Below are 24,895 nucleotides of genomic sequence, written 5' to 3' on the forward strand. Positions count from 1 at the left end.
CTCTGCAGTAAGGCATCAAGCACTTGAACGCAGCAGCCGTCGAGTGGCTTGTAAATTGAAATAGGAGACCGGGTTGCAAACACATTTCTCGCGCATCAATCAGTCCAAGGCCGTCTTCGATGATATTTATGCCCTGGATGATCCCAGGGCATATTTCTCTGTCCTGGGAGATTTGGATTACATGATCCCGGACGTGGCTGAGCCGGTTGTGCGCCAAATTCTGGCAGCGAAGGTTTCGGAAACCGGCGTCAAGCCGACCGTGCTTGATGTTGGCTGTTCATACGGAATCAACGCAGCGGTGCATCGGTTTCCACTGACTTTCGGGGGCTTGCGCCATCGCTACGCTCGACGCGAGATGAGGGCGATCGGTTCTGAGACATTGGTGCGTCTCGATCGCAATTTCTATGCGGCTTGGCCGGATGTCGGCCTCGCGCGATTTATCGGTCTCGATGTATCGGCGCCGGCGATAAGGTATGCAACGGGTGTCGGTCTGCTTGAGCAGGGCATTGTCGCTGATCTTGAAACGGAGGCGCTCTCGGCGGACAGCGCGGATCTTATCCGATCCGCGGATGTCGTCATGTCGACGGGGTGCATCGGCTACGTCACCGAGAAGACGTTCAGCAAGATTCTCGATGCGACAGAGAAGCGTCCATGGATCATTTCGTTCGTGCTGCGAATGTTCCCGTTTGATTCTCTAGCCGCGACGTTCGAGAAGCGTGGCCTCGTGACAGAACGCCTTACCGGCGCGACTTTTATCCAGCGTCGTTTTCGCGATGCCGAAGAGTTTGAAAGTTGCTTGGCCAGCCTGGCGGCTCTTGGCGTCGATGCTACCGGTCTTGAGTCGGAAGGGCTGTTTCACGCCGATCTGATGTTGTCTCGCCCTGAGGCGGATGCGCGCGCCGCTCCCCTGAAAGACATTGTCACTGTTGCCAGCGGCAGGGGGCGTCCGATCGGACCCCGTTACGTTCATATTGAGGGCGACGACGGCTTGCAGGTCGCGTTGGAGCCGTGACGGGCTCGCTTTCCGAAGATGGGCGTGGGTCTGACCCGGGGACCTGTGCACCCAAGTGGATCATGCGCTGACTCCTGCATGGTTACTTTCCGCCAGTTCAGCAGTCTACAGGGAAGCCTTGCTCATGACAGCTTCGCCGATTTCGAATCCGTCTGCTTCCGTGCCGTATATCGAGATCGATGCTGTATCAAAATCCTACGATGGAGGGCGGAATGTTGCTGTTTCCAACGTATCGCTCGACGTGCAGCAGGGTTCACTGGTTGCGCTCGTGGGCGGCTCGGGATCTGGCAAGACCACGCTGCTGAAGACCATCAATCGACTCGTCGATCCTGACGTTGGAGAAGTCAGGATCGACGGAGTGCCTGTAAGCGAAGCCGAGCCGCCGATGCTGCGGCGGAGCATCGGCTATGTCTTTCAGGGTATCGGTTTGTTTCCGCACATGCGCGTTGCCGACAACATTGCCGTAACACTCAGGTTGCGTGGCTGGCAGGCGAAGGCGATCGAAGCGCGGGTGGCCGAGATGCTGGATATGGTGGACTTGCCGCAGGACTACGCCAGCCGCTTTCCGCACATGCTGTCCGGAGGTCAGCGCCAACGGATTGGCGTCGCGCGTGCAATCGCCGCCCGACCGCGCATTGTTCTGATGGACGAGCCGTTGGGCGCGCTCGATCCTGTCACCCGCGACAGCCTGGGTTCTTCCTACCGCGAGCTGCACGACCGGTTCGGCATGACAACACTGATGGTGACCCATGACATCCAGGAGGCCGCGCTGATGGCTGATCGAATCGTCGTCATGAAGAACGGCCGCATACTCGCCGACGATACGCCGCACGCCTTGATGATGGGCTCTGGGTCTGACGATCCGGACGTTACCGCCTTAATGGAAGTGCCGCGACGTCAAGCGGAACGTATCGCCGCGCTTGCGACCAGGAACGGACCTGTCCGTGCCTGATGCCGGCGCAGAGCTGCTTTCCAGTGCCCGATTGGACGCTTTGTTCGACGCCTGGCGCCTGCTTCCCACCTATCTCACGCCACATATTGTACTTTGCGCCACGGCGCTGGCGCTTGGACTGCTCGTCAGCCTGCCGCTGGCTGCCCTCGCGGCGGATCGACCATGGCTACGCAGGCTGGTGCTTGCCATCGCGAGCTTGATCCAGACCATACCGGGACTTGCGTTGCTCGCACTGTTCTATCCGTTGCTCCTTGCGCTCTCGACATTGACGGCACGGCTGTTCGGCTTCGGCATCCCCGCGCTGGGATTCTTGCCGACGCTGATTGCATTGACGCTCTATGCCATGCTTCCGATCTTGCGCAACAGTGTGGTTGGCTTGAATGGCATCAGTCCTGCTGTCGTCGAAGCGGCAGAGGGCGTTGGTATGACGCCCCAGCAGATTCTGACACGCGTCAAGGCGCCGCTCGCCACGCCTGTCATCATGGCTGGAGTGCGGACTGCGGCTGTATGGACGATTGGAGCAGCCACGCTTTCCACGCCCGTCGGCCAAACCAGCCTTGGCAATTACATTTTTACGGGATTGCAAACCGAGAACTGGATTTCCGTGCTGTTCGGCTGCATCGCCGCCGCCGGGCTTGCCCTGATCACCGACTTCTGTCTCGGTCTCGTGGAGACAGGAGCGTCCGAACGCAGCAGGAAGCGTGTGGTGTTCGGTATCGCCGGGCTTGCTCTCGGCACGCTCGCCGGTCTCGCGCCGCTGCTCTCGAACGAAGCAGCAACCTATGTCATCGGCGCGAAGAGCTTCTCCGAACAGTTCATTCTGGCGGACCTGATGGGTGACCGCCTGAAGGCCGAGGGAGTCGGCGTAACGCGTAAGGATGGGCTCGGTTCGGCTATCGCCTTCCGCGCGCTAGCTCACAATGACATTGATGCTTACGTCGATTACTCCGGCACGCTCTGGCGCAATGTCGTCGGCCGCACCGACACGCCACCGCGCGAGGAGATGCAGGCGGAGATCGTCCGCTGGATGAAAGCAGAGGAGGGCGTCACGGTACTTGGCGCGCTCGGTTTCGAAAATGCCTACGTTCTCGCGATGAAACGAGAAAGAGCGCAGGCACTAAACGTCGCGTCGCTTGCCGATCTTGCTCGTGTTGCACCTCAACTCACCATCGGCGATGACCTCGAGTTCCTGGGGCGACCGGAGTGGCGCTCGCTTAAGGATGCCTATGGTCTGTCGTTCAGAACGCGACGCTCGTTCAATCCAACGATGATGTATCATGCTCTCGAATCCGGCGAGGCCGATGTCATCTCCGCGTTCTCCAGCGACGGGCGTATCGCGGCGCTTGATCTTCTCGTGCTGGCTGACCCGAAGCATGCGATCCCTTCCTATGATGCGCTGATCCTCGTCGCGCCAAAGCGCGCCGCCGATGCGCGGCTGAAGCGGGCACTCGTGCCCCTTGTCGGCTCGGTTTCCGTTGAGGCCATGCGCGCCGCTAACCTCATGGTCGACGGCGATACCGACAAGGCTTCTCCGGCAGAGGCGGCGCGAGCCTTGGCAAAGGCCGTGCATTTGCAGTCGCGATAAATGTAAGAACACGATCAAGCGTGTTTTCGTTCGAGGTTCGACCATCGCCGATGAGTCGTGCTCAAGGTCCCGAACGAAATTGCGCGCCTTGCAATGAACGATCAGTTCGGCAGTGCGGTCGGGCTCCGTCGGCAACATTTTGGCGGTGACGCGAGGCCCCGGTCCAAGCTGGGGCCATTCGGATTCATAATGGCGCCACGAATCGTTGTCACGAACGCACAACCGTATTTGGGGATGACAATGCGGGCAAAAAGGGTGGAGAGGGCGGTCGGTTCCAACCAATCGCTACTGGAGCTGCTCCAGGCAGAACTTGCAGCCCTCAATTCGCAAATCGAAGCGATAGAAAAGACACGGGCAGAAACGCAATCGATCGATGAGTTGAGAGAGTGTGCGATCCGCGCTTGTCGACGGATTGACGAAATTCGTTCCGTCGTTGCCGCCGAACAGTCGGACGACGCAGCCAACAGCGCAACTCCTGAATCTCCGTCTACGGTTGCTCCTTGAAGCATATTCGAGACGCTGTAGGTTCGCCGACCGCGTGGTCGCTCCTGGAATGGCTCTGCGGTGACTGCATCTAAACAGTCGCGCGAGTCGCAATCAGCCAACTTCCGGGTGTAGCGCGATCAGCAAGATCGCCACCGCGACCACTGCGAGCCAGCATTCAGCGGCGATGATGGCCCATTCGGTGCCAGTTCGATTTTTCATTGGCGCCACCATTTTTCGACGGCTCCGACGTGAGTCTGAGGGGTTTCGACGTCAGAGCCGTCTTCGCCAGTGTTTCGGACTATCCGAGTTTGATGCGCTGTGGGGCTCGGCTGATCCGAGCGGTGATCAGATCACACTCGGCTCAAGACGGAAGTGCACTTTGTGCCAATACAACCGGTTCCGTTGCAATGGTTGTATCATAATTCATGCTCGACCGATGTCGTCGTGTCGTGCGGCACCCAACTGTGTTGCCGCGAGCGCATTCCAAGCCAAGCCGAAACTCAATCCGATGGACGACACTTGATCCGCGTTAAGCGCAAGCCTGATCTCCCAGCCGCGTCCATGCTGGCGCGAAATCAAAACCTCGGACGACCCAAATCCGCGCACCTCGCGTTTCCACTCGCGCAGCATTAAAATCAATTCCTTCTCTTCCGCGCTCACTTCTATTCTCGACATCGCCATCACCGCGCATCAAGCCACCCCAACCGGCAAAGCTATTGAGCACCGCAACGGCGCGTCAACACGCGCGCGTGCATATCCGACAATGACACTTCATGGCTGTCGCCAATCTCGCAAGCTCCGTTGACACAAGCGACGACCCCGACGTGCTGTCTGAGGGCCGCGCCGGAGCCGTCTTTGCCAGTATTTCGGATTGGCCGAGCCGATGCGCGTGCTTGGTCGATCCGATGCACGTATGAGATCACAATCGCCTCGTGATGGGATGTGCAGTCCGTGCCAACAGCACCGGTTCCATCGTCACGATTGCATCATAATCAATCAACAACCAAAACACTCACGCGTGTTGCTGTTCCATCGAATGCGTCTCACTTTGCATTCTCCTCGGCGGTGGTGGGCGACTCATGATCCAGCACTGGACTCGCAAAGTGTGTCGGCTAGCACTCGCCGGGGAACAGAGGCCATGATGAACCGCTGCGACCGCAAGCGCTCCGACATGACGCCGTGCGTGATGACCGACGGCGCGGATGCCTATAGCTTCGAGAGCGATCACGACACCCGCCCGATCTGCGTTGGCTGCGGTCGCAGCCCGCAAGTGACCGGCGTGGCCCCACCCGCCGATTGGGCTGAGCAGGTTGCCGACTATCTGAAGGCTGTACAGATGAGGCATCGGCGCTGAAGCCCCGCAGCGGGCCTGCTGTTCGCGCTCCATCAACCGATCAGCGTTAGCTGCCATCGTCCCTTGGAGGGCAGTTCCATCACGCATTGATCGTCGTGCGTCATACCGTCACAGATTAGTCTATCGCGCCGCAATCTCCACATTGGTCCTCACGGCGTCGCGTCAGCCAATGCGCCGCGCAGGAGGTTTCCAATCCGGGAGGAACCACCGCTCCAACGAAAAAGCTCCGGGCCTATGTTTGGCCCGGAGCTTTCATGTCGCTTGGAGTCAAGCGAGCGATCAGTACCTGGCGACGGCCGGTCCGCCCAGGTTGAACCTGTAGTTCAGGCCCGCCTTGATGGTGTGCTGGTCGTTGCGGAAGCTGCCGATAACGCCGACATTATCGTGCACGTTGATGGTGCCGAAGTCATAGTACTGGTATTCGAGCTTGCCCGACCAGTTCTGGGTAAACATGTATTCGAGACCGGCACCGACGGTGTAGCCGTCACTGCCGCCGTCGCCGCCGAAGCCGTTTGAGAAGCGCGTGTCAGCCCAGGCATAGCCGCCCTTGACGTAAAGCAGCGCCGGACCCCAGGTGTAGCCGAGGCGGCCGGTTACCGAACCAAGGCCGCGATTGGCGAAGCTCGAACTGGTGTCCAGAAAACTATAGTTGGCTTCAAGACCCATCACCCAGCTCGGCGCGAACTGGTAATCATAGCCAGCCTGCACACCGCCCATGAACACACCGTCGTTGCCACCGCCGAAGCCGGGGGCGAGGACGTTGTCGTTGCCACCGAACGCACCACCGACGTGACCACCGATATAGAATCCGGTCCAGTTGTAGATCGGAGTCGGAGCAACATAGGGCGGTGCCTTGGTGTAGGGCTGAGGCGCGAGATCAGCCGCGGAAGCGGGCGTGACCGCGCCGAGCGCGATCATGCTTGCGGTGACGAGCAGAATTTTCTTCATGTTTTGCATTCCAACTTTCTTGTACTGGCCCGGCCCCAAGTTCATCGCCTATCAGACACGTGCGGAATTGCTGTAACTTGGCTGCAACAGACGGTGCCAAACGCGGACCGCTAACGGCGGGTGCGAGAACGATTGGCGTTAGGCGAGTTTGGAACTTTCGTAACACAGGTGATGTGTTACCGATCACGTCCCCGCGCAGCGCGAGGGCGGATAGATCGTTGTCTTCGCATGGAACTGAGGCGAGTCCTCTACAACGACTGAGAACCAAGCGCGAGCCTGCAGTGCTTGTCGAGCCAAAAAGGGAGAGACACGACTGCCGCTACCGTACGACGAGAGGTTTGCCGTCAATATCTCTGACGGACTGATCCAGCAATAATGCAGGGCAGCATCCCGATGATGAGAGTCCTGAACCAGCCTGTGTCAATGACCGGAGAAGATGTAGCGGCAGACTCGACCGATGAGCCACGAGATGATGCCGAGGGCGGCGATGACGCCTCCAACAATTGGGGCAAACGCCACGTCAAAAACACCACCTGAATTGTGCATTACGATCGCCGTGATGGCGCCGGTGGCGATGCAAATGGCCGCAACAATGCACCCGATCAGATAAAGGGCATTCCCAAGTCTCACTGTCTTTGCGGACCGTTGTTCCAACTGCTTCGCCTTTGCCTTCAATCCGGTTTCGACCAGGCGGCGGATTGCTCGTGGGCGGGTATGCAAATCGTCGTGCCCGGTAGTCCAGGAAAAGCCGGCTGGCGCCAGGGGCCGATCGAACTTACTTCTTCGCTTTCAGCCGGATCCCGACGAGCGGCGGAATCATTTCGTGGATGGCCCGGGTTTCTACGGACTGAGCGTTAACGCTACCGCACGAGCACAAAGGCGGGGGTCTTGTCAGGAAGCGATTTGGCCAGTTTATTCGAGAGATTGCAGTACGTTATTCTTATTGTAGAGCGCATTTCCGATGAAAGCCATCGAGCAGATTGTTGCCGGCTACGTTGCGTTGAAGGATCGCCAAGCCCTGGAAAAGCTGAGGCACCATCGTCAGCAATTGCTGGATGATGTTCAGATGCACAGCATACCAGGGTTCAAGCCGTCGATCGTGAGCGATATCCTCCGCGAGGAGATCGAGGTCATCGAAGGCGCGCTGGCGCGCGTAGATGAGGATCGACCATCGTCATGAGCAAAAACTTCGACGAGATCGAGACACTGAAACCAATGGCCTGCGGTGCCATCACCGATCCCAGTCTGAGGATGATATATGAAGCTATCCGCGGCGCGCTAAAGGCCGACGATGAATTCGAGGCAAGCGGCAAAGATCCAAAATTCCGAGTCCGGTCGACGGCTGAATGGAAGCGGCATGCCAGCGATCTTGAGGCGGAGATGCTGAAGCGAGGGCTCGAGTTCGACGTTATCGATTGGACGAATGGTCAGAGTGAGCGGCGAGCAAGCCGGTGAGGGCACTCGCTGTTCATGCGTAAACGCCGTTGCGATGGCACCAACGGACAAACGCATAGACGGACCAGACCCGCGACCAGTACATGCCCGGCGCTCCGTCGAGAAAGGCTCGCCAAAGTCGCTCGACCGCGGTGGGATCCAGGCCCGTAGGTGCGATCGCCTGCGGATCGCGCATGGTCCGATCCATGGCGTCCTTCAATCCGCGGCGAATCCACCGGTCAAAGGGCATGACGAAGCCGGTCTTTGGGCGCTCGAAGAGCGCAGGATCGAGCCCGCGCAATCCGATCCGTCGAAGCATATGTTTGCGGCCCAACGGGTGATATCGCGCCCGGTCCGGCAGGGCGTCGACGCTTTCAAACAGTACGTGGTCGACCAGCGGAACGCGCTGCTCGAGCGAACTGGCCATGCTTGCTGCATCATTGTCGCGCAGGAGGCGTTCACCCAAAAAGAGACGTTGTTCCATCACGCTAATGGCGGAAACAGCGGTACGGCCTGCCGTTTCGGCCATCAGCCGCCGGCGCATCGCGTCGGGAAGGCCGTCCACAATCGCGCCCGCGAAATCCGGTGCAAGCAATTCATCCTGAAATCCAGGCAGGAAGAGCGCGTAGGCCATCTGGTATAACGCCAGCAAATCCTCACTACGATCGACCATATCCGGAAGCTTCGCCCAGCGCGTCTGAGGCGGCACGGGATGCGAGGATCGTCGCAGGGGCCATGTCAACAAAGATGCAGCCGTGGCCTGCCATTTTCTGGGAAATGCGCGGCCGCGATGACACCACTGCTGCAAGATCGGAAGATCGCGATACGTCGGATACCCGCCGAACAACTCGTCGCCCCCGGTTCCCGACAGCGCGACGGTAAAGCCTGCTTCGCGGATAGCCCGGGAGATGAAATAAGCGTTCAGTCCATCGAACGTTGGCTGGTCGAGACTATCGAGGGCGTCGTCCAGGCTGTCGACGAACCGCTGCTCGGACAACATCACTTCATGATGCTGAGTGCCGATTGCCGCAGCGGTCTGCCTTGCGAACGGCGCTTCGTTGAACTGCTGGTCCTCGAACGCGAGCGTGAAAGTATGAACAGGGGCGTCAGCGGTCCGTTGCGCGAGATTCGCGATCGCGGAGGAATCGATGCCGCCCGACAGGAAAACCGCGAGCGGCACATCACTGGCGAGGTGAAGCTTCATCCCTTCTTCGAGGATAGCGGCAAGCGTCGCTTCGTCCATCGTCGGTTCTGGCGACTCTCCGGGGATGCGCCAGAAATCGTGCTCGCTTGTTGTACGGCCTGTCCCGTCAAACTCGGCGTAGTGACCCGGAGCAAGAAGTTCAACGCCCTGAACGGCGGTGCAAGGGCCGACAACAAAGCCGTTCCATACGCTGCTCGCAACCGCTCGCGGATCAAGACGCGGCGTTCCGAGCAAGCCTGAGGCCAGCAATGCACGCAGTTCGGATGCAAATATCAGCGACCAGGTCGTGTTCGGATTGCTGGACCGTGCGATATAGAGCGGCTTGATGCCGAGCTGGTCGCGCGCAAGCAGAAGTCGTCGCTGTTGCGGATCCCAGCTTGCAAATGCGAACATGCCGCGCAGCCATCCGACTGCCTCCTGGCCATGCAGGCCGAGTGCCCGTAACATGACGGCGGTGTCGCCGCTGGACCGAAAGGATTGCCCTTCGCTCTCGAGGCGTTTGCGCAGGGCGACATAGTTGTAGATTTCGCCGTTGAACGAAATCACGTGCCCGGTTGTGTCGTCGACCATCGGTTGAGCGCCGGCGGACGACAGATCAAGGATCGAGAGACGGCGGTGATCAAGCATGACACCCCAGCCGCGGGCATCCGGCGTTGAAGTCCATGAGCCGTGGCCGTCCGGCCCGCGATGGATCATGGCCTTGCTCATCCGAGCGAGCGCGGCCCGGTTGTTTTCGTCAAGCCGGCCGATGATACCCGAGATACCGCACATTCAATCGTCGCCTTTGCGGCTTGAGCTTGAGCTGGCCCGCACGAGGTAACGTTGCGGAGAACCTACCAAGACTGCTTCGGCAATGTTTCTACGTCGAAAATCCAAGCGGATAAATGGATGCGCCGCCTTTCTATCATTGTTTCGTTAAGAGGAACGAGGCAACTATTAACGCAAGGCTCAAGCTTAAGCATTGAGTAAGCCGAGCTATGTGAATGTGGACCCCAGCGAGCATCTCAGCACCTGTCGATGTCGGCAGGCAGGTTTGGATCGATGCACTCAGACCGCCTAAATATTCTCTTCGTGTCACAGATGCCTGCGAGCCCGCCGCGCATCGGCGCGCAGGCGCGCATGCACGGTCTGATGACGGAATTAGCTCGGTGCCATGACCTGACGGCGGTCATGCTCGTGGATGACGAGCATGACATCGAGGAATGCCGAACTGCCATGCAGGCCTACTGCCGCAAGGTGGTGCTCGTGCGTAACCCGTTTGGTCGTGATGGGGTGCCGAAGCGCCTGCTTCAACTGCGCTCCCTGGTATCGCCACTCAGCTTCGAGCGTTTGCGAATCACGGCAGACGTAGTGCGGCAGACGCTGGACGACTTGCTTGGGTCGACGCGCTTCGACGTGGTTAATCTCGAGTTCACGTTCCTTGGTCACTACGAGCTGCGCAAGGCGCCGGCAGGAGAGAAGCCTCCGGTATTGGTCGTGGATTCGCACAACATCGACTACGACCTTGCCCGCCAGTACGCCCAAAGCGGCGACAGCCTGTTCCGTCGCCTCTATTCCGAAGTCAATTGGCGAAAGCTTCGGAGGGAGGAGCTCGGGACCTATCGTGACGCAGATGGTGTCTATCTGTGCAGCGCTGCCGACGAACGACGGCTGCTTGAAGAAGTGCCAGAAGCCAGGACCGCCGTCATCCCCAATGCCGCGGATATCGAGTTCTATCGCCCGCGTGCCGACGATCCGAAGCCCGACGGACGCACCGTCGTATTCTTTGGCCTCCTGTCGTATGCACCGAATGTCGACGGTGTCATCCACTTCGTCAACGATATATGGCCGCGGATCGCGGCCAGCCATCCGGATGCGCGTTGCAAGATCATTGGCGGGTCGCCGCCACCTGCCTTGTTGGCGCTGGCAGGGCCCCGAATCGAGTTCACCGGGTTCGTGCCGGATCTGAGACCGCATCTTGCCGAGGCGGCAGCCGTCGTCGTCCCTTTGCGATTGGGAGGCGGGACACGGCTCAAGATTGTCGAGGCTATGGCGATGGGCAAGGCAATCGTCTCGACAACCCTGGGCGCCGAGGGGATCGAGGCCGTGCCGGATCGCGACATCATCATCGCGGACGATGTCGAGAGCTTTGCCGCCCGTGTCAGCGGCTTGCTTGGCGATGCCGATCGTGCTGCGGATCTCGGACGTTCTGCAAGGCATTTGGCCGAAAGCAAGTATGCCTGGAGTTCAGCAGCTCGCTCTCTCGAGAGCTTCTACCGTACGAGGCTCGCCGTCAGTTGCGGTACGGATGGGGAGGCGCCAACGCGTCGCCAGCAACAACGGGGCGTCGAGCGTTGAAGAACCGCTTCAGTTCCAGGAAACGCTTTTCGACGAATTCATAGCTCAGATAAGCGATTAGCAGCGAGACGAGCGCGCCCGCTGTCGCCTGTATTGCCACGGCTGCGCTGTGAGAACCAAGCCATTCGCCGAGTGCCAGCTCGGTTCGATGAGTCACGAGATAGTACGATATAAAGTGATGGTAGACGTACAGGCCGTAGCTATAGGTCCCGAGAAACATCAGTGGTCGGCTGCAGAAAAGGCGCGATACCAAGGAATGCTTTGGGACAACGAGCACCCAGATGAGGAGACAAGCCAACAGCACGGTGATGATGGAAGACCGAACCGGAAGGACGAAAGCGTTACCTTGGTCGGTCACCAGGCGCGTCCAGATGAAAGTCAGGGAAAGCAAGGCGAATGCAGTGGTCGCAACGTATGGAAGAGCGCCCACAAGTCGCCGAAGTCCGCCCGGTTGTCGAACGACCACGGCGAGAAAGGCGCCGAGGGCCAGACCGTCCAGGCGAAACGGTGTCAACACATAGGTTGTCCACCAGCTAAGTCCCGCCAGGGAGCCGCCCAGGCGAGCGAGCATCGCAGCGACCGATAGGCCAAGGCTGACCGCAATCAACTTTCTCGGTTGCTTCGCGACCAGATATACGACGAGCGGCCAGAAGAAATAGAAATGCTCCTCGATGCAAAGCGACCAGAGATGCTCCAGATACGAAAATGACCAGTCACCGTTCCATGCGATGTAGACGTTGACTCCGTACAGCCAGGCCCAGGCCTGACGATCTACCAGATAGTCGAGGGTCGGACCACGCAGCGGGCTCAAAAGCGGAGCGACGAAGAAGACAAGCGCGAGCACGCCATAGTAGAGCGGAAAAATGCGCAGCACGCGTCGTACATAGAAATTGAGAAAGAAGTTCGGCTCCTCCCGTGAGTCATAGAGGATGCCGGTGATGAGAAAGCCGGACAGGACGAAGAACAACTCGACGCCGTAGGAGCCGTAGTTGGTGATTCCGACGACGATTTTCTCGACAGCGTTGGTCGGCAACGTATTGCCGACGAAGTGCAGTAGCATCACCATCACGATGGCAAGTCCCCGCACGCCGTCGAGCGCAGGAATGTGTCCCTGAAGGCGGGGCCACCGATCGCGGGCAGTTGCCTCGGCGGATTCGGTTGCCGGCAGCATACTTGCCGCGGGAGCCGATTCCGCCAGGCCAATTGTTGTCATCGGGACGACGTAACGATGGTTGTCGCGCCGGAGATGCTGCCGTTGGCGAGTCCCTTTAACGTGTAGGCATCGATCCCGGCGACGATTGGATCGCTCACGGTGCCGATGATCAACCGAAGGTAAGTCATGAACTTTGTCGCTTCGACAGATGTTGCATTGGACGCGAAGATGACATCCTTATTCCGCATCTCGAATTCTGTCGCGATGAAGTAGCCGCCGGGATCTCTCAAATCGAGAATATAGATAACGGGGACAAGGGGCCCGCTATAGCGAGTGCAGTCGACGCCGAGCTGCTTGGCAACCTCGCGTGGTTCTCCGCGATAAACAAACACGGACCCGGGGTCGGCGTGATCATCCTTAAGGCCGCCCGCCTTCGCCATGGCCTCGGCCAGTGTCAGGCGCCAGGCCCCAAACGAGAACTGCCCCTGTTGCCCGGAAGCGCCCATCGCAAGGAAGGTTTGCGGCTGCGTGAACACATACACCGTATCTTGGGGGCGAACGAAGATGTTGTTTGCCGGTTGGCTGAGGAGCGATCCGAACGGTGCGGTACCCTGCCGTCCGTCGCGTTCGAGAGTCACCCAGGTATCGAAGCCAGGATTCTTGGGGCCGCCCGCGCGCGTGATAATGTCGAGCAGCCGCTCGCCGCTGGCGCTTGCAGGCAAGCGTGCAGGCGTTCCGACCTCGCCCAATACGCTGATCGAGGTTGCCTTCTGATCCACCAGCGCAACCACTGCCTGTGGTTCGATCGCACGGTCCTGCAGGGACTTCACGATCGCATTCTGGACTTCCTCCGGCGTCCGGCCCGCGGCGCGGATCGAGCCACCATACGGAACCGTGATGTTGCCTTTGTAATTCACGGCCTGATTGGGCAACGTGACATAATTGCCCTGACGCGTGCCGGCTTCGGTTGGAGTAAACAGGCCACCGGCCATCGATTCAAACAGCGTCACACTGACCGTGTCGCCGATGCCAAAGCGAATCTCGGGCGGGCCGCGGCGATCCGTGAAAACGCGGTCGATCCGCCTGGAGTTACGCACCAGGACCCTCTCGGTGTCGGCCGTGAGGCGCACCAGGGCATAGTGCACGCTTTCAGGGTCGGACTGTCCGGCGCGGACATAGGAGCTTGCCGGTCCCGAGGTCGGCATGGTCGAGCAGCCAGCGAGCGCGATTGTCGCTGCGATGGCCAGGGCGCCCAACAGGCGGCCATTGAAACGCGAGGAATTGCCAGCCGAATGCGCCGGCGCCACTTCACGAGTGGTCAGACGCGGCGTTCGTTGACTACTCTTGCCTGCACTTCTCGGCACGACATTGGACCCTGGTTAACGTAGATTAACGAACGCAGTCTTGGTAAACGCCGGTCTCGTCTTCGCGCTTGCTTGCACGCCGCTTGCGGTCGTCGCCGTTCGGCACCGACCGCCGTACTGCCGGACACAGGCTCGGAAGAAATATGCGCGAGTAAACATGTACTTACGCTGCATCCACAATTTCCCGGAATATTAAGCGACCAAGCGAAACAGCCCGCCCTGTGCGCCACGCTAGGGGACAAGCGTTAACGAAGCGTTCACTATAAAAATTCAGGAAAGATTGACTTATCGTTGGTGTTCGGAGTCGTGTCTGAGTACGTGTTGGCGCCAGTGCCATTGAGAAGCTGATCGTATCGCTGCGCGGCCCCGCGATCCCGCAAAGGCAGGCGACTAACGATCAGCGTGCTGCCTTGGCGACTGGAGTTGACGGGCCCGAGCATGCACGAAGTCGTATTGCGTTCTCAGCGACCAAGCTTGGCGGCTCCGTCCGGCCGGGTAATCGACAGATACGCGATCATTCCGCTGCTGGCCTGTGTCTACGCCACGATTGCCTTTCCCCTGATCCTCGTGACCTGTAGTCCGACGGACTCGGCTTGTCTTTTGGAAGCTCGTCCAGAGAGCAAAATCTTTTGGCCGATCCTGTCCGCAGTTGCGCTCGTCGTTGCGCTGCGCAATCGGTCGCGACTTCGCTTTCCGCCGATCCTGATCATACTGTTTGCCTACCTTGCGCTGGCCGGGGCGAGTGTTGCCTGGGCATTCAAGCCGGAGACTTCGCTGATCAGATTTATGCAGCAGGCCATGATCATTGCCTCGATCGCGCTCCCGGCGATCGTTGCAACTCGATCGACCGACCTGCTGCGCGGCTTGTTCTGGTGCTTCTTTATCGCTGCCGTGCTGAACATGCTGTTCGTCATGGGCCGGCCGCCGATCGATGTGAAGTTCGCCACATGGGGCTACCCGGGCTATTTTTCGGGCAAGAACTATCTAGGTGAATGCGCTGCCGTTGCATTCCTGCTTGCGCTCCATGAACTGCTTCATCCCGGACGACGACGGATTCTCGGCATCGTTACCGCGCTCATGTCTGTTGCGCTGCTGCTGCTGAGCAATTCAAAGACGGCGCTCGCTCTTGCGGTGCTTGTCCCGGTGTTCGCCTGGACCTTGCTCAAGCTTTCCAGGGCTACCCGTGTTCCGGTGTGGGTGATTGTCGTATCGATACCGATTTGCTGGATGGCTTTTTCGTTCGTCACCGGCTTCAGCATGAATCGCGTGTCGTACATGCTGTACGGCGATTCGACCTTCACGGGCCGTACCATCATTTGGGATTTTGCAAATATGCAAATCGCAAAGAAGCCGCTGCTGGGCTGGGGTTATCAGTCGTTCTGGCTGGTTGGGCCCGACGCGCCGAGCATCGTGGAAGCGCCGGGCTGGGTCAAGGAGATGCCCAACGCCCACAATGGGTATGAAGACACATTGCTTGAACTAGGCTATGCGGGATTTTTCCTGCTTGTCGCGTTCATCCTTGCGACGATACACGGCATTGGTCGTCTGGCGCGTTTTGATCTTTCGCGGGCATGGATCCTGCTGTCGATCGTTCTCTACGTTGCCATTACGAACGGTCTCGAGAGCACATGGATGCGCGGCTTCGAAATGTTGTGGGTCGTGTTCGTTATAGCCGCGGTTGAAGCTGCCAGATATTGGGGGCAGGCGCGTCCCGCGGTCAACTCGGCAATAGCCAGGCGTCCAGCAATGCGGCGCATCCACGGACCGCGGTTCAGGCCGCCGTCCACTCCCGTCAACGTCGTGAGGTCACGCTAGCAGGCGCGAAGCCAGTCGGTTCGGCGCTGCAAGTCAGAGGATGCATGTTCAACCGGAAGGTCATCGCGACGCAGCGCAACCCTGGTCACCAGACGCTGCGAACGGCCCTGCGACGGCCTTGGCGGTGCTTGGCTGCAACGATGATCTTCGTTGCATGCTCAAGCCATTCGTCTGCCTTTGCTCTCGACTCGATGGAGATACTGCCCTCAGATCGCGCGACGACCTGGCAACCCGGCCTGATGGCCGAGGGTGGGATACCCGTCCGAAAAACCATCTGCGCGACGCTGTCGCCTCGTGGCGGCACACTCGATGACGCTGCGGCAATCCAGGGCGCAATCAACGCATGTCCGGTAGGGCAGGTCGTGCAACTGGCGGCGGGACGGTTTCTGATCAATGGCGGCAATTTCCTGCTGCTCAACAAGGCAATTACCCTGCGCGGCTCCGGTCCGGGCCGGACGATGCTCGAAAAGCAAGATGGCGCGAAACCTTTCAATGACGCAGTCGGTGCCAAGCCGTCTCCGCTGGTCGTGGTGGGTCCGTCGCTTTTTTCAAGTACGAGCGATACGGTCAATGCCGTGCGATCGGCGAACCTTCGCAATGATGCAATCAAGGGCGAAAAAACGGTCGAGGTCGACGACGCTTCGGGCTTTGTGCCTGGACAGATCGTGCTGCTCGACGAGGCGTCGGCCGCTGATTGGCGTGTCGACCCGCAGGGGCGAGGGGAGATCTGGGCGTCGGAAGATTTCAGGGTTGTCTGGCAAAAGCACAAGCCCGCAATTCAGTTTGTCGATGACTTTGCACCCGATGCGTTTCCGTCGACGCCGCAGAGCGCTGGATCGTGGTTCGGGAGACCTGATCGGCCCGTCGCCGAGGTTAAGGAGATCAGCGCCGTCTCCGGTTCCAGGATTACCTTCACGACTCCAATTCACATCGGCTATCGGAAAGCAAACGCAGCTCAACTGTCACGGTTCGCGCAGCCGCATGTGAAACACGCGGGCGTCGAAGATCTGGCGCTCAAGGGGGGCGACGCGGGCAATCTTCGCTTCAATTGGGCTGCTTCGTCGTGGGCGAAGAACGTCGACAATTCGGTTTGGCACGGCGAAGGCTTTGCAATTCACAGCTCCTTCCGAGTCGAACTGCGCGAGTTCTACGTGCACGACGCGGCCTGGGCTCAACCCGGCGGAGGCGGATATGCGATTAGCCTTTCCGCCGGATCGTCGGAAGTTCTGATCGAGAATGGAATTGCCGTGAGGGCCAACAAGCTGGTGGTGGCGCGCTCCGCCGGGGCCGGCTCGGTGGTCGGCTACAACTACATGGACATGGGCTACATCAATACGAATGGAGCCTGGATCGAGACTGGGCTCAACGCCAGCCACATGGTGGGCGCCCATCACGTTTTGTTCGAGGGCAACTACGCCCAGAACGCCGACAGCGACGACACTCACGGCAACAGCATCTATCACACGTTTTTCCGCAACTATCTGCGCGGCGTCCGTGCAGCGTTCGACAATCAGGCGGGCGGGACGATCGATGATCTGTCGCAGCCCCGCAATGGGCCGCGGCGCGCCGCCGGCCTGATGGCGTATTCCTACTGGATGTCCTTCATAGGAAATGTGCTCGGGATTCCCGGTCAGATGAGCGGCTGGTCGTACGAAACCCGCTTTACCGACGCAAAGCCCGGCGTCTGGATGCTCGGCTGGGACGCTGTGAAGCCATATCCGACGGACGCAAAGGTTGCGATGTCCACGATTCGATATGGCAATTTTGATTACCTCACCAACAAGACGCACTGGGATTCCGGAAGCGAGGATCGCGGCTTGCCTGCTTCCATGTACCTCGCAGGCCGTCCCGCGTTCTTCGACGCCGGGCGCGGATACGATTGGCCTTGGGTGGACCCGGTCGGAGAGACGAAGCTTCATGTGCTTCCGGCCAAGGCGCGCTATGACGCCGGCACGCCGTTCGTGCAGCCGAATTGGGATGGATCGGCACGCAAAACTCCGCAGTGAATACGTATCGCGTGACAATGATTAAACATGTTTCGAACAGGCGCAGCATTGCGTCAATGCGTCATCTGACCGGCGACGAGCTCAGAGGCTAACTAGGCCAGCGCCCCGATTTAAATGCTGCAGACGTCGTTAACTACAATAGAAGCTAAGGCCTTCTGATCCGCGCGGACGTTGGGCATTTCTGCACGTTTTGGTTTAATCAGATTGCCGTTTCGCTATCCGGTTAGTCTCCGGAAGAGGAATTTGATGCGCAAATCGGTCTTTCACGAGGATTGGTGGCTGGATGCGCTGGCTCCCGGCAGCTGGCGCGAAGTCACTTGTTCGCGTGGCGGGCGCGTCGTGGGTTCTCTCCGGTTCGTCACGCGAACTGAAGGCGGGATGAGCATATGCGAAATGCCTCAAATCACGCGCTTTCTCGGACCGACAGTCACGCTGCAGTCCGGCAAGACGGAAGCGCGCATGCGGTTGGCGCATGCGGTCATCACTGATCTGCTCAAGCAGGTCGCGGATTTCGATCACGTCGAGATGACGCTCGATACCGGGTTCAGCGATGTCGCCGCGTTCCTCGCGTGCGGCTACGAGGTGCGGGCGCATCCGACCTTCATGCTGAAATGCACGAGCCCCCGAGACGAGCTCTGGTCGGGATTGCGCGACAAGACGAAGAACGTGATACGACGCGCGCGGGAACGGCTCGTCATTCGCGAAGTCACGTCCGCAAAATACTTCGTGAAGTATTACCAGGCCAACCTGGAGGGCGCGAAGTCGTATTTCGACCTCTCGCGATTGGAAGCTGTCTATGCCGCCGCGAGCGAGCGACAGCAATGCAAGATCCTGGCGGCGGTGGACTCGAACAACAACGTCCACGCCCAGGTCGTCTTCGTCTGGGACCACAAGTTCGTGCACTATTTCCTGTCGTCGCGGGACAGGAGCATTGCGCATCCAGGCGCAGTAAGTCTGCTCCTCTGGAGTGGCATCGAGCTGGCGCACGAGCGGGGCCTTCATTTCGATTTCGATGGCGGAATTGAAAACGAGGCGCGATACAAGTTCGTTGTGGCGTTCGGCGGAGAACTGGCCAATCGCTTCGACGTCAGCCGTTCCACCATTCGTTACCGGCTTCACCGGCAACTACGCAGAGTTCCCCAAGCGCTGCTGCGGCGTCTCTCGGCTGGCGCCGCTGCCAGCGACGTCAACGATCATGGCGTACGACTCAACCATTTCCCGTCGTCTTGAGCGGATCGCTCCCGCAATTTCAATGCGCGCCATTAACTAAGGTTTTACAAACACGTGCATCAGCGAGCGATTTTGAAATAAGTAGGGGGGATAGAAACAGAATAAATTTGGAGGCGTTAAGATGCGCGTTCTCGTGAGCGGACATCTCGGCTACATCGGAACAGTGCTTACCCCGATGCTACGGCGTGCCGGGCACGAAGTCGTGGGCCTCGACAGCGATCTGTACTCTCGCTGCACATTTGCAGAGGGCGGGTCGATCGTGGATGTGCCGGCCATCCGCAAGGACACGCGAGACGTCGAACTTGCCGATCTGAAGGCTTTCGACGCCGTTCTGCATCTTGCCGCGCTGTCGAACGATCCGCTCGGCAATCTGAGGCCTGGCCTCACCGACCAGATCAATCATGTAGCCAGCGTGCGCCTCGCGCAACTGGCCAAGCAAGCCGGCGTGCGACGGTTCGTGTTTGCGTCCTCCTGCAGCAACTACGGCAAGGCGGGCGACGGGATGATCGACGAAACCGGAGCGCTCAACCCGGTGACTGCCTATGGCGAATCCAAGGTGCAGTCCGAGCGCAATATCGCCGGCCTCGCCGGTGACGGATTTTGCCCGGTCTACCTGCGACCCGCAACGGCCTACGGCGTATCTCCCCGGCTCCGATTCGATGTCGTGCTGAACAACCTCGTTGCCTGGGCGGTGACAACGCGAAAGATCTTCTTGAAATCGGACGGCACGCCCTGGCGGCCCATCGTTCACATCGAGGACATCTCCCGCGCCTTCATCGCGGCGATGGAAGCTCCCGAGGCGGCGGTGTTCAATGAGGCTTTCAACGTCGGCCAGACGGCGCACAACTACCAGATCCGCGATCTCGCGATGATTGTCGCTGATGTTGTCCCTGGCTGTCAGATCGAATTTGCCGATGGCGCCGGTCCCGACACGCGGTCCTATCGCGTGAGCTTCGAAAAGATCCGAACCCGGCTGCCGGAGTTCAAGCCGCAATGGGATGCGAAGATGGGCGCGGAACAGCTCTATAAGGCCTACCGGGCCTCGGGCATCACGCTCGAAGAGTTCGAAGGTCCCCGGTATCAGCGTATCAGCCACGTCAACAAGTTGCTGGTGGACAGTGTGCTCGATGCGGATCTCCGCCATGTAAAGTCGAGGCAGAGTGCCGGGCAATCGGCTCTCGCCGCAAACTAATACACGCGCCGATCGATTTGACACACCAGGAGGACGGCGTGTCGGCGGCAGACGATCTCACAAGTTCAGGCGCAAAGATCTTTTCGCTTGCCCAAAGGATCTACCCGATCTGCCGCAGCATCACCGGCAACGGTGTGCGGCAGACCCTTCGGGAGATCTGCGCGCACATCTCGCTTGATGTCCACGAGGTGCCGACCGGTACACCCGTTCTCGACTGGGTCGTGCCGCGCGAGTGGAACATCCGGGACGCGTACATCAAGGACCCGCGGGGCCGGAAGGTTATCGATTTCAACGAATCGAACCTGCATGTGATGAGCTACAGCGTGCCGGTGCGCCGCACCATGTCGCTGGACGAGCTTAAGCCTCATATCTTCACATTGCCCGATCAGCCGGACCTTGTCCCGTACCGAACGTCTTACTACCAGGAGAACTGGGCTTTCTGCATGGCCCACCGACAGTTGGAGCAACTGCGGGACGATAGCTACGAGGTCGTGATCGACTCGAGCCTCGCCGACGGGCATTTGACCTATGGTGAGTATTTTCACCGGGGAGAGTCAGACGACGAGGTGCTTCTGTCGGCGCATGTCTGCCATCCCTCGCTTGCCAATGACAACTGTTCCGGCCTGGCCCTGCTTGCGGAGCTCGCGAGCCGCATCTCCCAGATGCGAACGCGATACAGCTATCGGTTTCTCTTTGCGCCAGGGACGATTGGCGCGATCACCTGGCTTGCCCGCAACGAGCATCGTGTGTCTCGCATCAAGCATGGCCTCGTGGTGTCAATGGTCGGCGACGGCGCCGGCCCGACATACAAGAAGAGCAGGCAGGGCGATGCTGAAATCGACCTTGCGATGATGCACACGCTGCAGCATTGCAAGCTGATGCCGACGATATTGGAGTTTTCGCCCTACGGCTATGATGAGCGGCAATACTGTTCGCCTGGGTTCAACCTGCCGGTGGGATTGTTTCAGCGCAGCCGCTTCGGTGCTATCCCCCAGTATCACACCTCGGCCGACGACCTGAGCTTCATTCGGCCGGAGCACCTCGGAGAATCCTTCCGCATCATTTCCGAAGTCATCGACCTGCTCGAAGGCAACCGCAGCTACTATAACACGTCGCCGAGGGGCGAACCGCAGCTGGGTAGACGCGGACTCTATGGTGCGATCGGCGGCGACAAGGATGCCGCCGCAGCCAACATGGCGATGCTGTGGATTCTAAATCTGTCCGATGGACACCATTCGCTGCTTGATATCGCCAGGCGTGCCGACCTGCCGTTCCCGGTCATTCTGAAGACGGCAAAGGTGCTCGAGCGTCACGGGCTCCTCGCGCCCGTGCGGTAAGCGCTCACGCACCCTGAAGCGGCCAGTTCAGGTCTTTATCGGAGATCGTGCTGACGGCCAGAGGCCAGCTGATGCTGAACATCGGATCGTCGTATCGGACGCCGTTAGCAGCCGAAGGCTCGTAGAATTCCGAAATCAGGTAATTGACCTGAACGTTGTCGCTCAAGGTTTGAAAGCCGTGTGCGAACCCCTTCGGGATGTAGAGCTGCGAACCGTTCTCCGCCGAAAGCTCGAAGCCGCGCCATTGACGAAAGGTCGGCGAGCTCGCACGCAGATCGACGATGACGTCCCAAATCGATCCGTTCAGGCAGCGCACGAGTTTAACCTCACCGTGCGGCTCATTCTGGAAGTGCATTCCGCGCAATGTCGCCTTGCGCGAGGAACTCGAGATGCTGTGCTGGGGAAATCTGGTCACGAGCCCGTGTGCGCGAAACTCGTCTTCGCAGAACGTGCGCGCGAAAAAGCCGCGCTCATCGTGTGCAGCCTCGAGTTTGACGAGCCACGCTCCGTCAAGTCCTGTTGCTTCAAAACGCATGGGACGTATCCACTCCCGACCGAGAGGCCAATTGTCGACGACCAGTTCTATACAATTTTACTAAAATTTTCAGCATTTGCGTGGTTTACCTTGTTGTTCGATATCGCTTCATATTGTTCGCTTTCATACGATAAATTCAATCTAAAGAGCCCGATTTAAGCGCCGGCAATCCTATATTCGGCAATCCTATATTCATGGTACGGCCCAATGAACGCTCACTCGAGATTCGAATCGATTCGATCGAAATCCTCTCACGGTAACTGCCGTCTATGCGGCGCGACGTTGAAATCGACGTTTGTCGATCTGGGAATGTCGCCTCTGTGTGAAAGTTTTCTCACAGCCGACCAGACCGACGCCATGGAGCCGTACTATCCGCTGCACACCGTGGTTTGCGGATCCTGCTTCTTGGTGCAACTCCAGGAATACGTCAAACCGGAGCATATCTTCACCGAGTATGCCTACTTCTCGTCCTACTCGACGTCGTGGGTGGAACATGCGCGGCGCTACTGTGAGATGATCAAGGCCAGGCTGAACCTTGGTGCCGAGAGCCGCGTCTACGAGATCGCGAGCAACGATGGCTACCTGTTGCAGCACTTCCTGCCGCTCGGGGTGCCGGTTACGGGAATCGAGCCGGCGGCCAACGTGGCCGAAGTTGCGAGGCAGAAGAACGTCCCGACAATGGTCGAGTTCTTCGGCCTGGAGCTCGCGCAGAAGCTAGTCTCGGATGGCAAGCGGGCCGATCTGATTATCGGCAACAACGTGCTGGCCCAGGTTCCGGATCTAAACGATTTCACCGCCGGAATGGCGTGCCTGCTTGCGCCGCAAGGAGTGATTACGCTCGAGTTTCCGCATCTTGAGCGGCTCATCGACGAAAATCAGTTCGATACCATTTATCACGAGCATTTCTCCTATTTCTCGTTGGTAACGATCGATCGTCTGGCGCGGCGGCATGACCTGAAGGTTTTCGACGTCGAGCAGATCCCAACGCATGGCGGCTCGCTTCGCGTCTATCTCTGCCGCGCCGACGCGACTCACGCTGTCTCCGCCGCGGTGACCGCACTGCTGGCCCATGAGCGCCGGATCGGCCTTGAAGACATAGGTCAGTACGAGCAGTTTACATCGCGGGTTCATCGCACCAAGCGCGAACTGCTGTCGTTCTTGATCGCGAGCAAGAACAAGGGCGCGCGGATCTGCGGCTATGGCGCTCCCGGCAAGGGCAATACGCTGCTGAACTATTGCGGCATCGGAACCGACTTCCTCGACTTCACCGTGGACCGCAACCCCTACAAGCACGGCCGCTATACGCCGGGAATGCACATTCCGATCCTTCCGGTCGAAGCCATCGACGAGGCTCGCCCCGACTACCTGTTCATCCTTCCCTGGAATTTGAAGAAGGAAATTGTCGCGCAAATGCGGCATGTCGCGGACTGGGGCTGCAAATTCATCGTTCCGATTCCTAACGTCGAAATCATTGATCCGCGCGAGGTTGCGCCATGAAGGTTGTCCTTTTTTGCGGCGGTCTCGGTACGCGGATCCGCGAGTATTCGGAGAGCATACCGAAGCCGATGGTCCCGATCGGCCATCAGCCGATCCTCTGGCATGTGATGCAGTATTACAGCCAATACAATCACAATGATTTCATATTGTGCCTTGGCTACAAGGCGAACGTGATCAAGGATTACTTCCTCAATTATCGCGCGACTGCGAACAGCGACTGCGTGATTTCGGAGTACGGCAAGAAGGTCGAGCTAATCGGCGAACATCAGCCGGACTGGCGGGTTTCGCTGGTGGATACGGGGACATGGCGCAACATCGGGCAGCGCCTGCTGGCCGTCCGCCATCTCGTCAAGGACGAGGAGATGTTCCTTGCGAACTACAGCGACGGGCTGACCGACGCGCCGCTGCCTGACGTGATCCAGAAGTTCAAGGAAAGCGGAAAGATCGGTTGCTTCGTGGCGATCCATCCACCGATCAGCTTCCACCTTGCCGAGTTTGATGCCGAGGGGTCGGTGCAGCGGATTCGCTCCAGCCAGGAGTCCGAGATCTGGATCAACGGCGGCTACTTCATCTTCCGCAACGAAATCTTCGACTACATCAAGGAGGGAGAAGAGCTCGTCCAGGAACCGTTCAACCGTTTGATCGAGGGCGGTCACCTCATGGCCTATCGCTATGAGGGTTTTTGGCGTGCCATGGATACCTTGCGCGACAGACAAGTGTTGGAGGACATGGTGGAGCGCGGCGACACGCCGTGGCGACTGAATCACTCGTCGGTAGCCAGCGCGGCGTAACCGGAATGAGAGCATTGCAGCTTGCCAGGCCCGGAGACCATCTGTCGATCCTGTGCCTTGGCGCCCATTCGGATGATATCGAAATCGGCGCGGGAGCGACGCTGCTGGGTCTGATCGAGCGCGGTATCAAGCTGGACGTGCATTGGTGCGTTCTAAGCGGTGGCGCCATACGGGAGGCTGAAGCCAGAGCGTCGGCGGCCGACTTCTTGTGCGGGGCTGCATCCGCGAATGTCGAGGTGCTGTCGTTTCCCGATGGATTTTTCCCGGAAATGGGAGAGGCCATCAAGGAATGGTTTGAATCGCTGAAGCGGCGGGTCGAGCCCGACGTCATTCTGACGCATCGCAGAGATGATGCTCACCAGGACCATCGTCAGGTCTGCCGCCTGACCTGGAACACGTTTCGTGATCATCAGATTCTGGAATACGAGATCCCGAAGTGGGATGGCGACTTCGGTCAACCCAACGTTTACATGCCGGTATCGGCGGCGGCGCTCGATCGTAAGATTGAACTCCTGCTCAAGCATTTCGGGACGCAGCGATCCAAGCAGTGGTTCGATGCAGACACCTTTCGCGGCCTCGCACGGATTCGGGGCATGGAGTGCAGGGCTACGGAACGCTTCGCCGAGGCATTTTTCGGGCGAAAGTTGACACTGATCTGACGAT

Annotated in this window: 23 protein-coding genes; 16 read left to right on the top strand and 7 right to left on the bottom strand. The window is 59.1% G+C overall.

Translation table 11 applies throughout. The features are described from left to right. Positions 1–73: 73 nt before the first annotated feature. The 4 genes from AC1VNY_RS00285 (at position 74) to AC1VNY_RS00300 (ending at position 4,053) form a co-directional block, all read left to right on the top strand. Positions 74–1,012 (top strand): class I SAM-dependent methyltransferase, encoded by a 939-nt coding sequence (locus AC1VNY_RS00285; RefSeq protein ID WP_482403650.1) that lies wholly within the window; start codon positions 74–76, stop codon positions 1,010–1,012. Between the two features lie 124 nt (positions 1,013–1,136). Continuing rightward, positions 1,137–1,964, top strand: a complete 828-nt coding sequence (locus AC1VNY_RS00290; protein WP_482403651.1) for an ATP-binding cassette domain-containing protein — start codon at positions 1,137–1,139, stop codon at positions 1,962–1,964. Between the two features lie 40 nt (positions 1,965–2,004). Next, the gene (locus AC1VNY_RS00295; RefSeq protein WP_482403765.1) at positions 2,005–3,549 is read left to right on the top strand and encodes an ABC transporter permease/substrate-binding protein; all 1,545 of its coding nucleotides are present in this window, start codon (positions 2,005–2,007) and stop codon (positions 3,547–3,549) included. A gap of 189 nt (positions 3,550–3,738) precedes the next feature. Further along, a complete protein-coding gene (locus tag AC1VNY_RS00300) occupies positions 3,739–4,053 on the top strand; it encodes a hypothetical protein (protein WP_482403652.1) in 315 nt (104 codons plus the stop codon). Positions 4,054–4,458: 405 nt separating this feature from the next. Here AC1VNY_RS00300 and AC1VNY_RS00305 read toward each other — a convergent pair whose 3' ends face one another. After that, the gene (locus AC1VNY_RS00305) at positions 4,459–4,716 is read right to left on the bottom strand and encodes a hypothetical protein (protein WP_482403653.1); all 258 of its coding nucleotides are present in this window, start codon (positions 4,714–4,716) and stop codon (positions 4,459–4,461) included. Between the two features lie 457 nt (positions 4,717–5,173). Here AC1VNY_RS00305 and AC1VNY_RS00310 point away from each other — a divergent pair, with 457 nt between their 5' ends. Then, a complete protein-coding gene (locus tag AC1VNY_RS00310) occupies positions 5,174–5,389 on the top strand; it encodes a hypothetical protein (protein ID WP_482403654.1) in 216 nt (71 codons plus the stop codon). A gap of 279 nt (positions 5,390–5,668) precedes the next feature. Here AC1VNY_RS00310 and AC1VNY_RS00315 read toward each other — a convergent pair whose 3' ends face one another. After that, a complete protein-coding gene (locus AC1VNY_RS00315; RefSeq protein ID WP_482403655.1) occupies positions 5,669–6,337 on the bottom strand; it encodes an outer membrane protein in 669 nt (222 codons plus the stop codon). A gap of 420 nt (positions 6,338–6,757) precedes the next feature. Next, on the bottom strand, positions 6,758–7,012 hold the full coding sequence (locus AC1VNY_RS00320) for a hypothetical protein (RefSeq protein ID WP_482403656.1): 255 nt from the start codon (positions 7,010–7,012) through the stop codon (positions 6,758–6,760). 286 nt (positions 7,013–7,298) lie between these two features. On the opposite strand from AC1VNY_RS00320, the gene AC1VNY_RS00325 reads away from it, so the two are divergent. Both AC1VNY_RS00325 and AC1VNY_RS00330 read left to right on the top strand, forming a co-directional pair. After that, entirely contained in the window at positions 7,299–7,517 is a 219-nt protein-coding gene (locus tag AC1VNY_RS00325; protein WP_482403657.1) for a hypothetical protein, read from the top strand. After that, on the top strand, positions 7,514–7,792 hold the full coding sequence (locus tag AC1VNY_RS00330; RefSeq protein ID WP_035630805.1) for a hypothetical protein: 279 nt from the start codon (positions 7,514–7,516) through the stop codon (positions 7,790–7,792). Before AC1VNY_RS00325 ends, AC1VNY_RS00330 begins: the two co-directional genes overlap by 4 nt. 13 nt (positions 7,793–7,805) lie before the next feature. On the opposite strand, the gene asnB is transcribed toward AC1VNY_RS00330, so the two are convergent. Continuing rightward, positions 7,806–9,746 carry an asparagine synthase (glutamine-hydrolyzing) gene (asnB, locus tag AC1VNY_RS00335; RefSeq protein WP_482403658.1) on the bottom strand — a complete coding sequence of 647 codons (1,941 nt, stop codon included), beginning with the start codon at positions 9,744–9,746 and terminating at the stop codon, positions 7,806–7,808. 309 nt (positions 9,747–10,055) lie between these two features. Between asnB and AC1VNY_RS00340 the strand changes: the two genes are divergently transcribed. Further along, positions 10,056–11,312 carry a glycosyltransferase family 4 protein gene (locus AC1VNY_RS00340; protein WP_482403659.1) on the top strand — a complete coding sequence of 419 codons (1,257 nt, stop codon included), beginning with the start codon at positions 10,056–10,058 and terminating at the stop codon, positions 11,310–11,312. Here the strand turns inward: AC1VNY_RS00340 and AC1VNY_RS00345 are convergent. Together AC1VNY_RS00345 and AC1VNY_RS00350 are read right to left on the bottom strand one after the other, a co-directional pair. Next, complete coding sequence (locus AC1VNY_RS00345) at positions 11,248–12,525, bottom strand: acyltransferase family protein (RefSeq protein ID WP_482403660.1); 1,278 nt, start codon at positions 12,523–12,525, stop codon at positions 11,248–11,250. The two genes, AC1VNY_RS00340 and AC1VNY_RS00345, sit on opposite strands and share 65 nt — an antisense overlap. Beyond that, a complete protein-coding gene (locus AC1VNY_RS00350; RefSeq protein WP_482403661.1) occupies positions 12,522–13,829 on the bottom strand; it encodes a polysaccharide biosynthesis/export family protein in 1,308 nt (435 codons plus the stop codon). The genes AC1VNY_RS00345 and AC1VNY_RS00350 overlap by 4 nt, the downstream gene beginning before the upstream one ends. A gap of 438 nt (positions 13,830–14,267) precedes the next feature. On the opposite strand from AC1VNY_RS00350, the gene AC1VNY_RS00355 reads away from it, so the two are divergent. The 5 genes from AC1VNY_RS00355 (at position 14,268) to AC1VNY_RS00375 (ending at position 21,409) form a co-directional block, all read left to right on the top strand. Beyond that, a complete protein-coding gene (locus tag AC1VNY_RS00355) occupies positions 14,268–15,644 on the top strand; it encodes an O-antigen ligase family protein (RefSeq protein ID WP_482403662.1) in 1,377 nt (458 codons plus the stop codon). 44 nt (positions 15,645–15,688) lie between these two features. Next, entirely contained in the window at positions 15,689–17,650 is a 1,962-nt protein-coding gene (locus AC1VNY_RS00360) for a hypothetical protein (RefSeq protein ID WP_482403663.1), read from the top strand. A 246-nt stretch (positions 17,651–17,896) separates the two neighbouring features. Further along, positions 17,897–18,880: a GNAT family N-acetyltransferase gene (locus AC1VNY_RS00365; protein ID WP_482403664.1), complete on the top strand. Its 984-nt coding sequence runs from the start codon at positions 17,897–17,899 to the stop codon at positions 18,878–18,880. 121 nt (positions 18,881–19,001) lie between these two features. After that, positions 19,002–20,072, top strand: a complete 1,071-nt coding sequence (locus tag AC1VNY_RS00370; RefSeq protein ID WP_482403665.1) for an NAD-dependent epimerase/dehydratase family protein — start codon at positions 19,002–19,004, stop codon at positions 20,070–20,072. A gap of 17 nt (positions 20,073–20,089) precedes the next feature. Further along, complete coding sequence (locus AC1VNY_RS00375; protein ID WP_482403666.1) at positions 20,090–21,409, top strand: DUF4910 domain-containing protein; 1,320 nt, start codon at positions 20,090–20,092, stop codon at positions 21,407–21,409. Positions 21,410–21,413: 4 nt separating this feature from the next. On the opposite strand, the gene rfbC is transcribed toward AC1VNY_RS00375, so the two are convergent. Beyond that, positions 21,414–21,944 carry a dTDP-4-dehydrorhamnose 3,5-epimerase gene (gene rfbC, locus AC1VNY_RS00380; RefSeq protein ID WP_482403667.1) on the bottom strand — a complete coding sequence of 177 codons (531 nt, stop codon included), beginning with the start codon at positions 21,942–21,944 and terminating at the stop codon, positions 21,414–21,416. A 207-nt stretch (positions 21,945–22,151) separates the two neighbouring features. Between rfbC and AC1VNY_RS00385 the strand changes: the two genes are divergently transcribed. The 3 genes from AC1VNY_RS00385 to AC1VNY_RS00395 are packed head-to-tail and all read left to right on the top strand — an operon-like array spanning position 22,152 to position 24,891. After that, the gene (locus AC1VNY_RS00385) at positions 22,152–23,441 is read left to right on the top strand and encodes a methyltransferase domain-containing protein (protein ID WP_482403668.1); all 1,290 of its coding nucleotides are present in this window, start codon (positions 22,152–22,154) and stop codon (positions 23,439–23,441) included. Beyond that, the gene (locus AC1VNY_RS00390; RefSeq protein WP_411783830.1) at positions 23,438–24,232 is read left to right on the top strand and encodes a glucose-1-phosphate cytidylyltransferase; all 795 of its coding nucleotides are present in this window, start codon (positions 23,438–23,440) and stop codon (positions 24,230–24,232) included. The genes AC1VNY_RS00385 and AC1VNY_RS00390 overlap by 4 nt, the downstream gene beginning before the upstream one ends. A 5-nt stretch (positions 24,233–24,237) precedes the next feature. After that, positions 24,238–24,891, top strand: coding sequence for a PIG-L deacetylase family protein (locus AC1VNY_RS00395; protein WP_482403669.1), 654 nt, complete (start codon positions 24,238–24,240; stop codon positions 24,889–24,891). Positions 24,892–24,895: the final 4 nt, after the last annotated feature.

This window comes from Bradyrhizobium ferriligni (genome assembly GCF_056837965.1).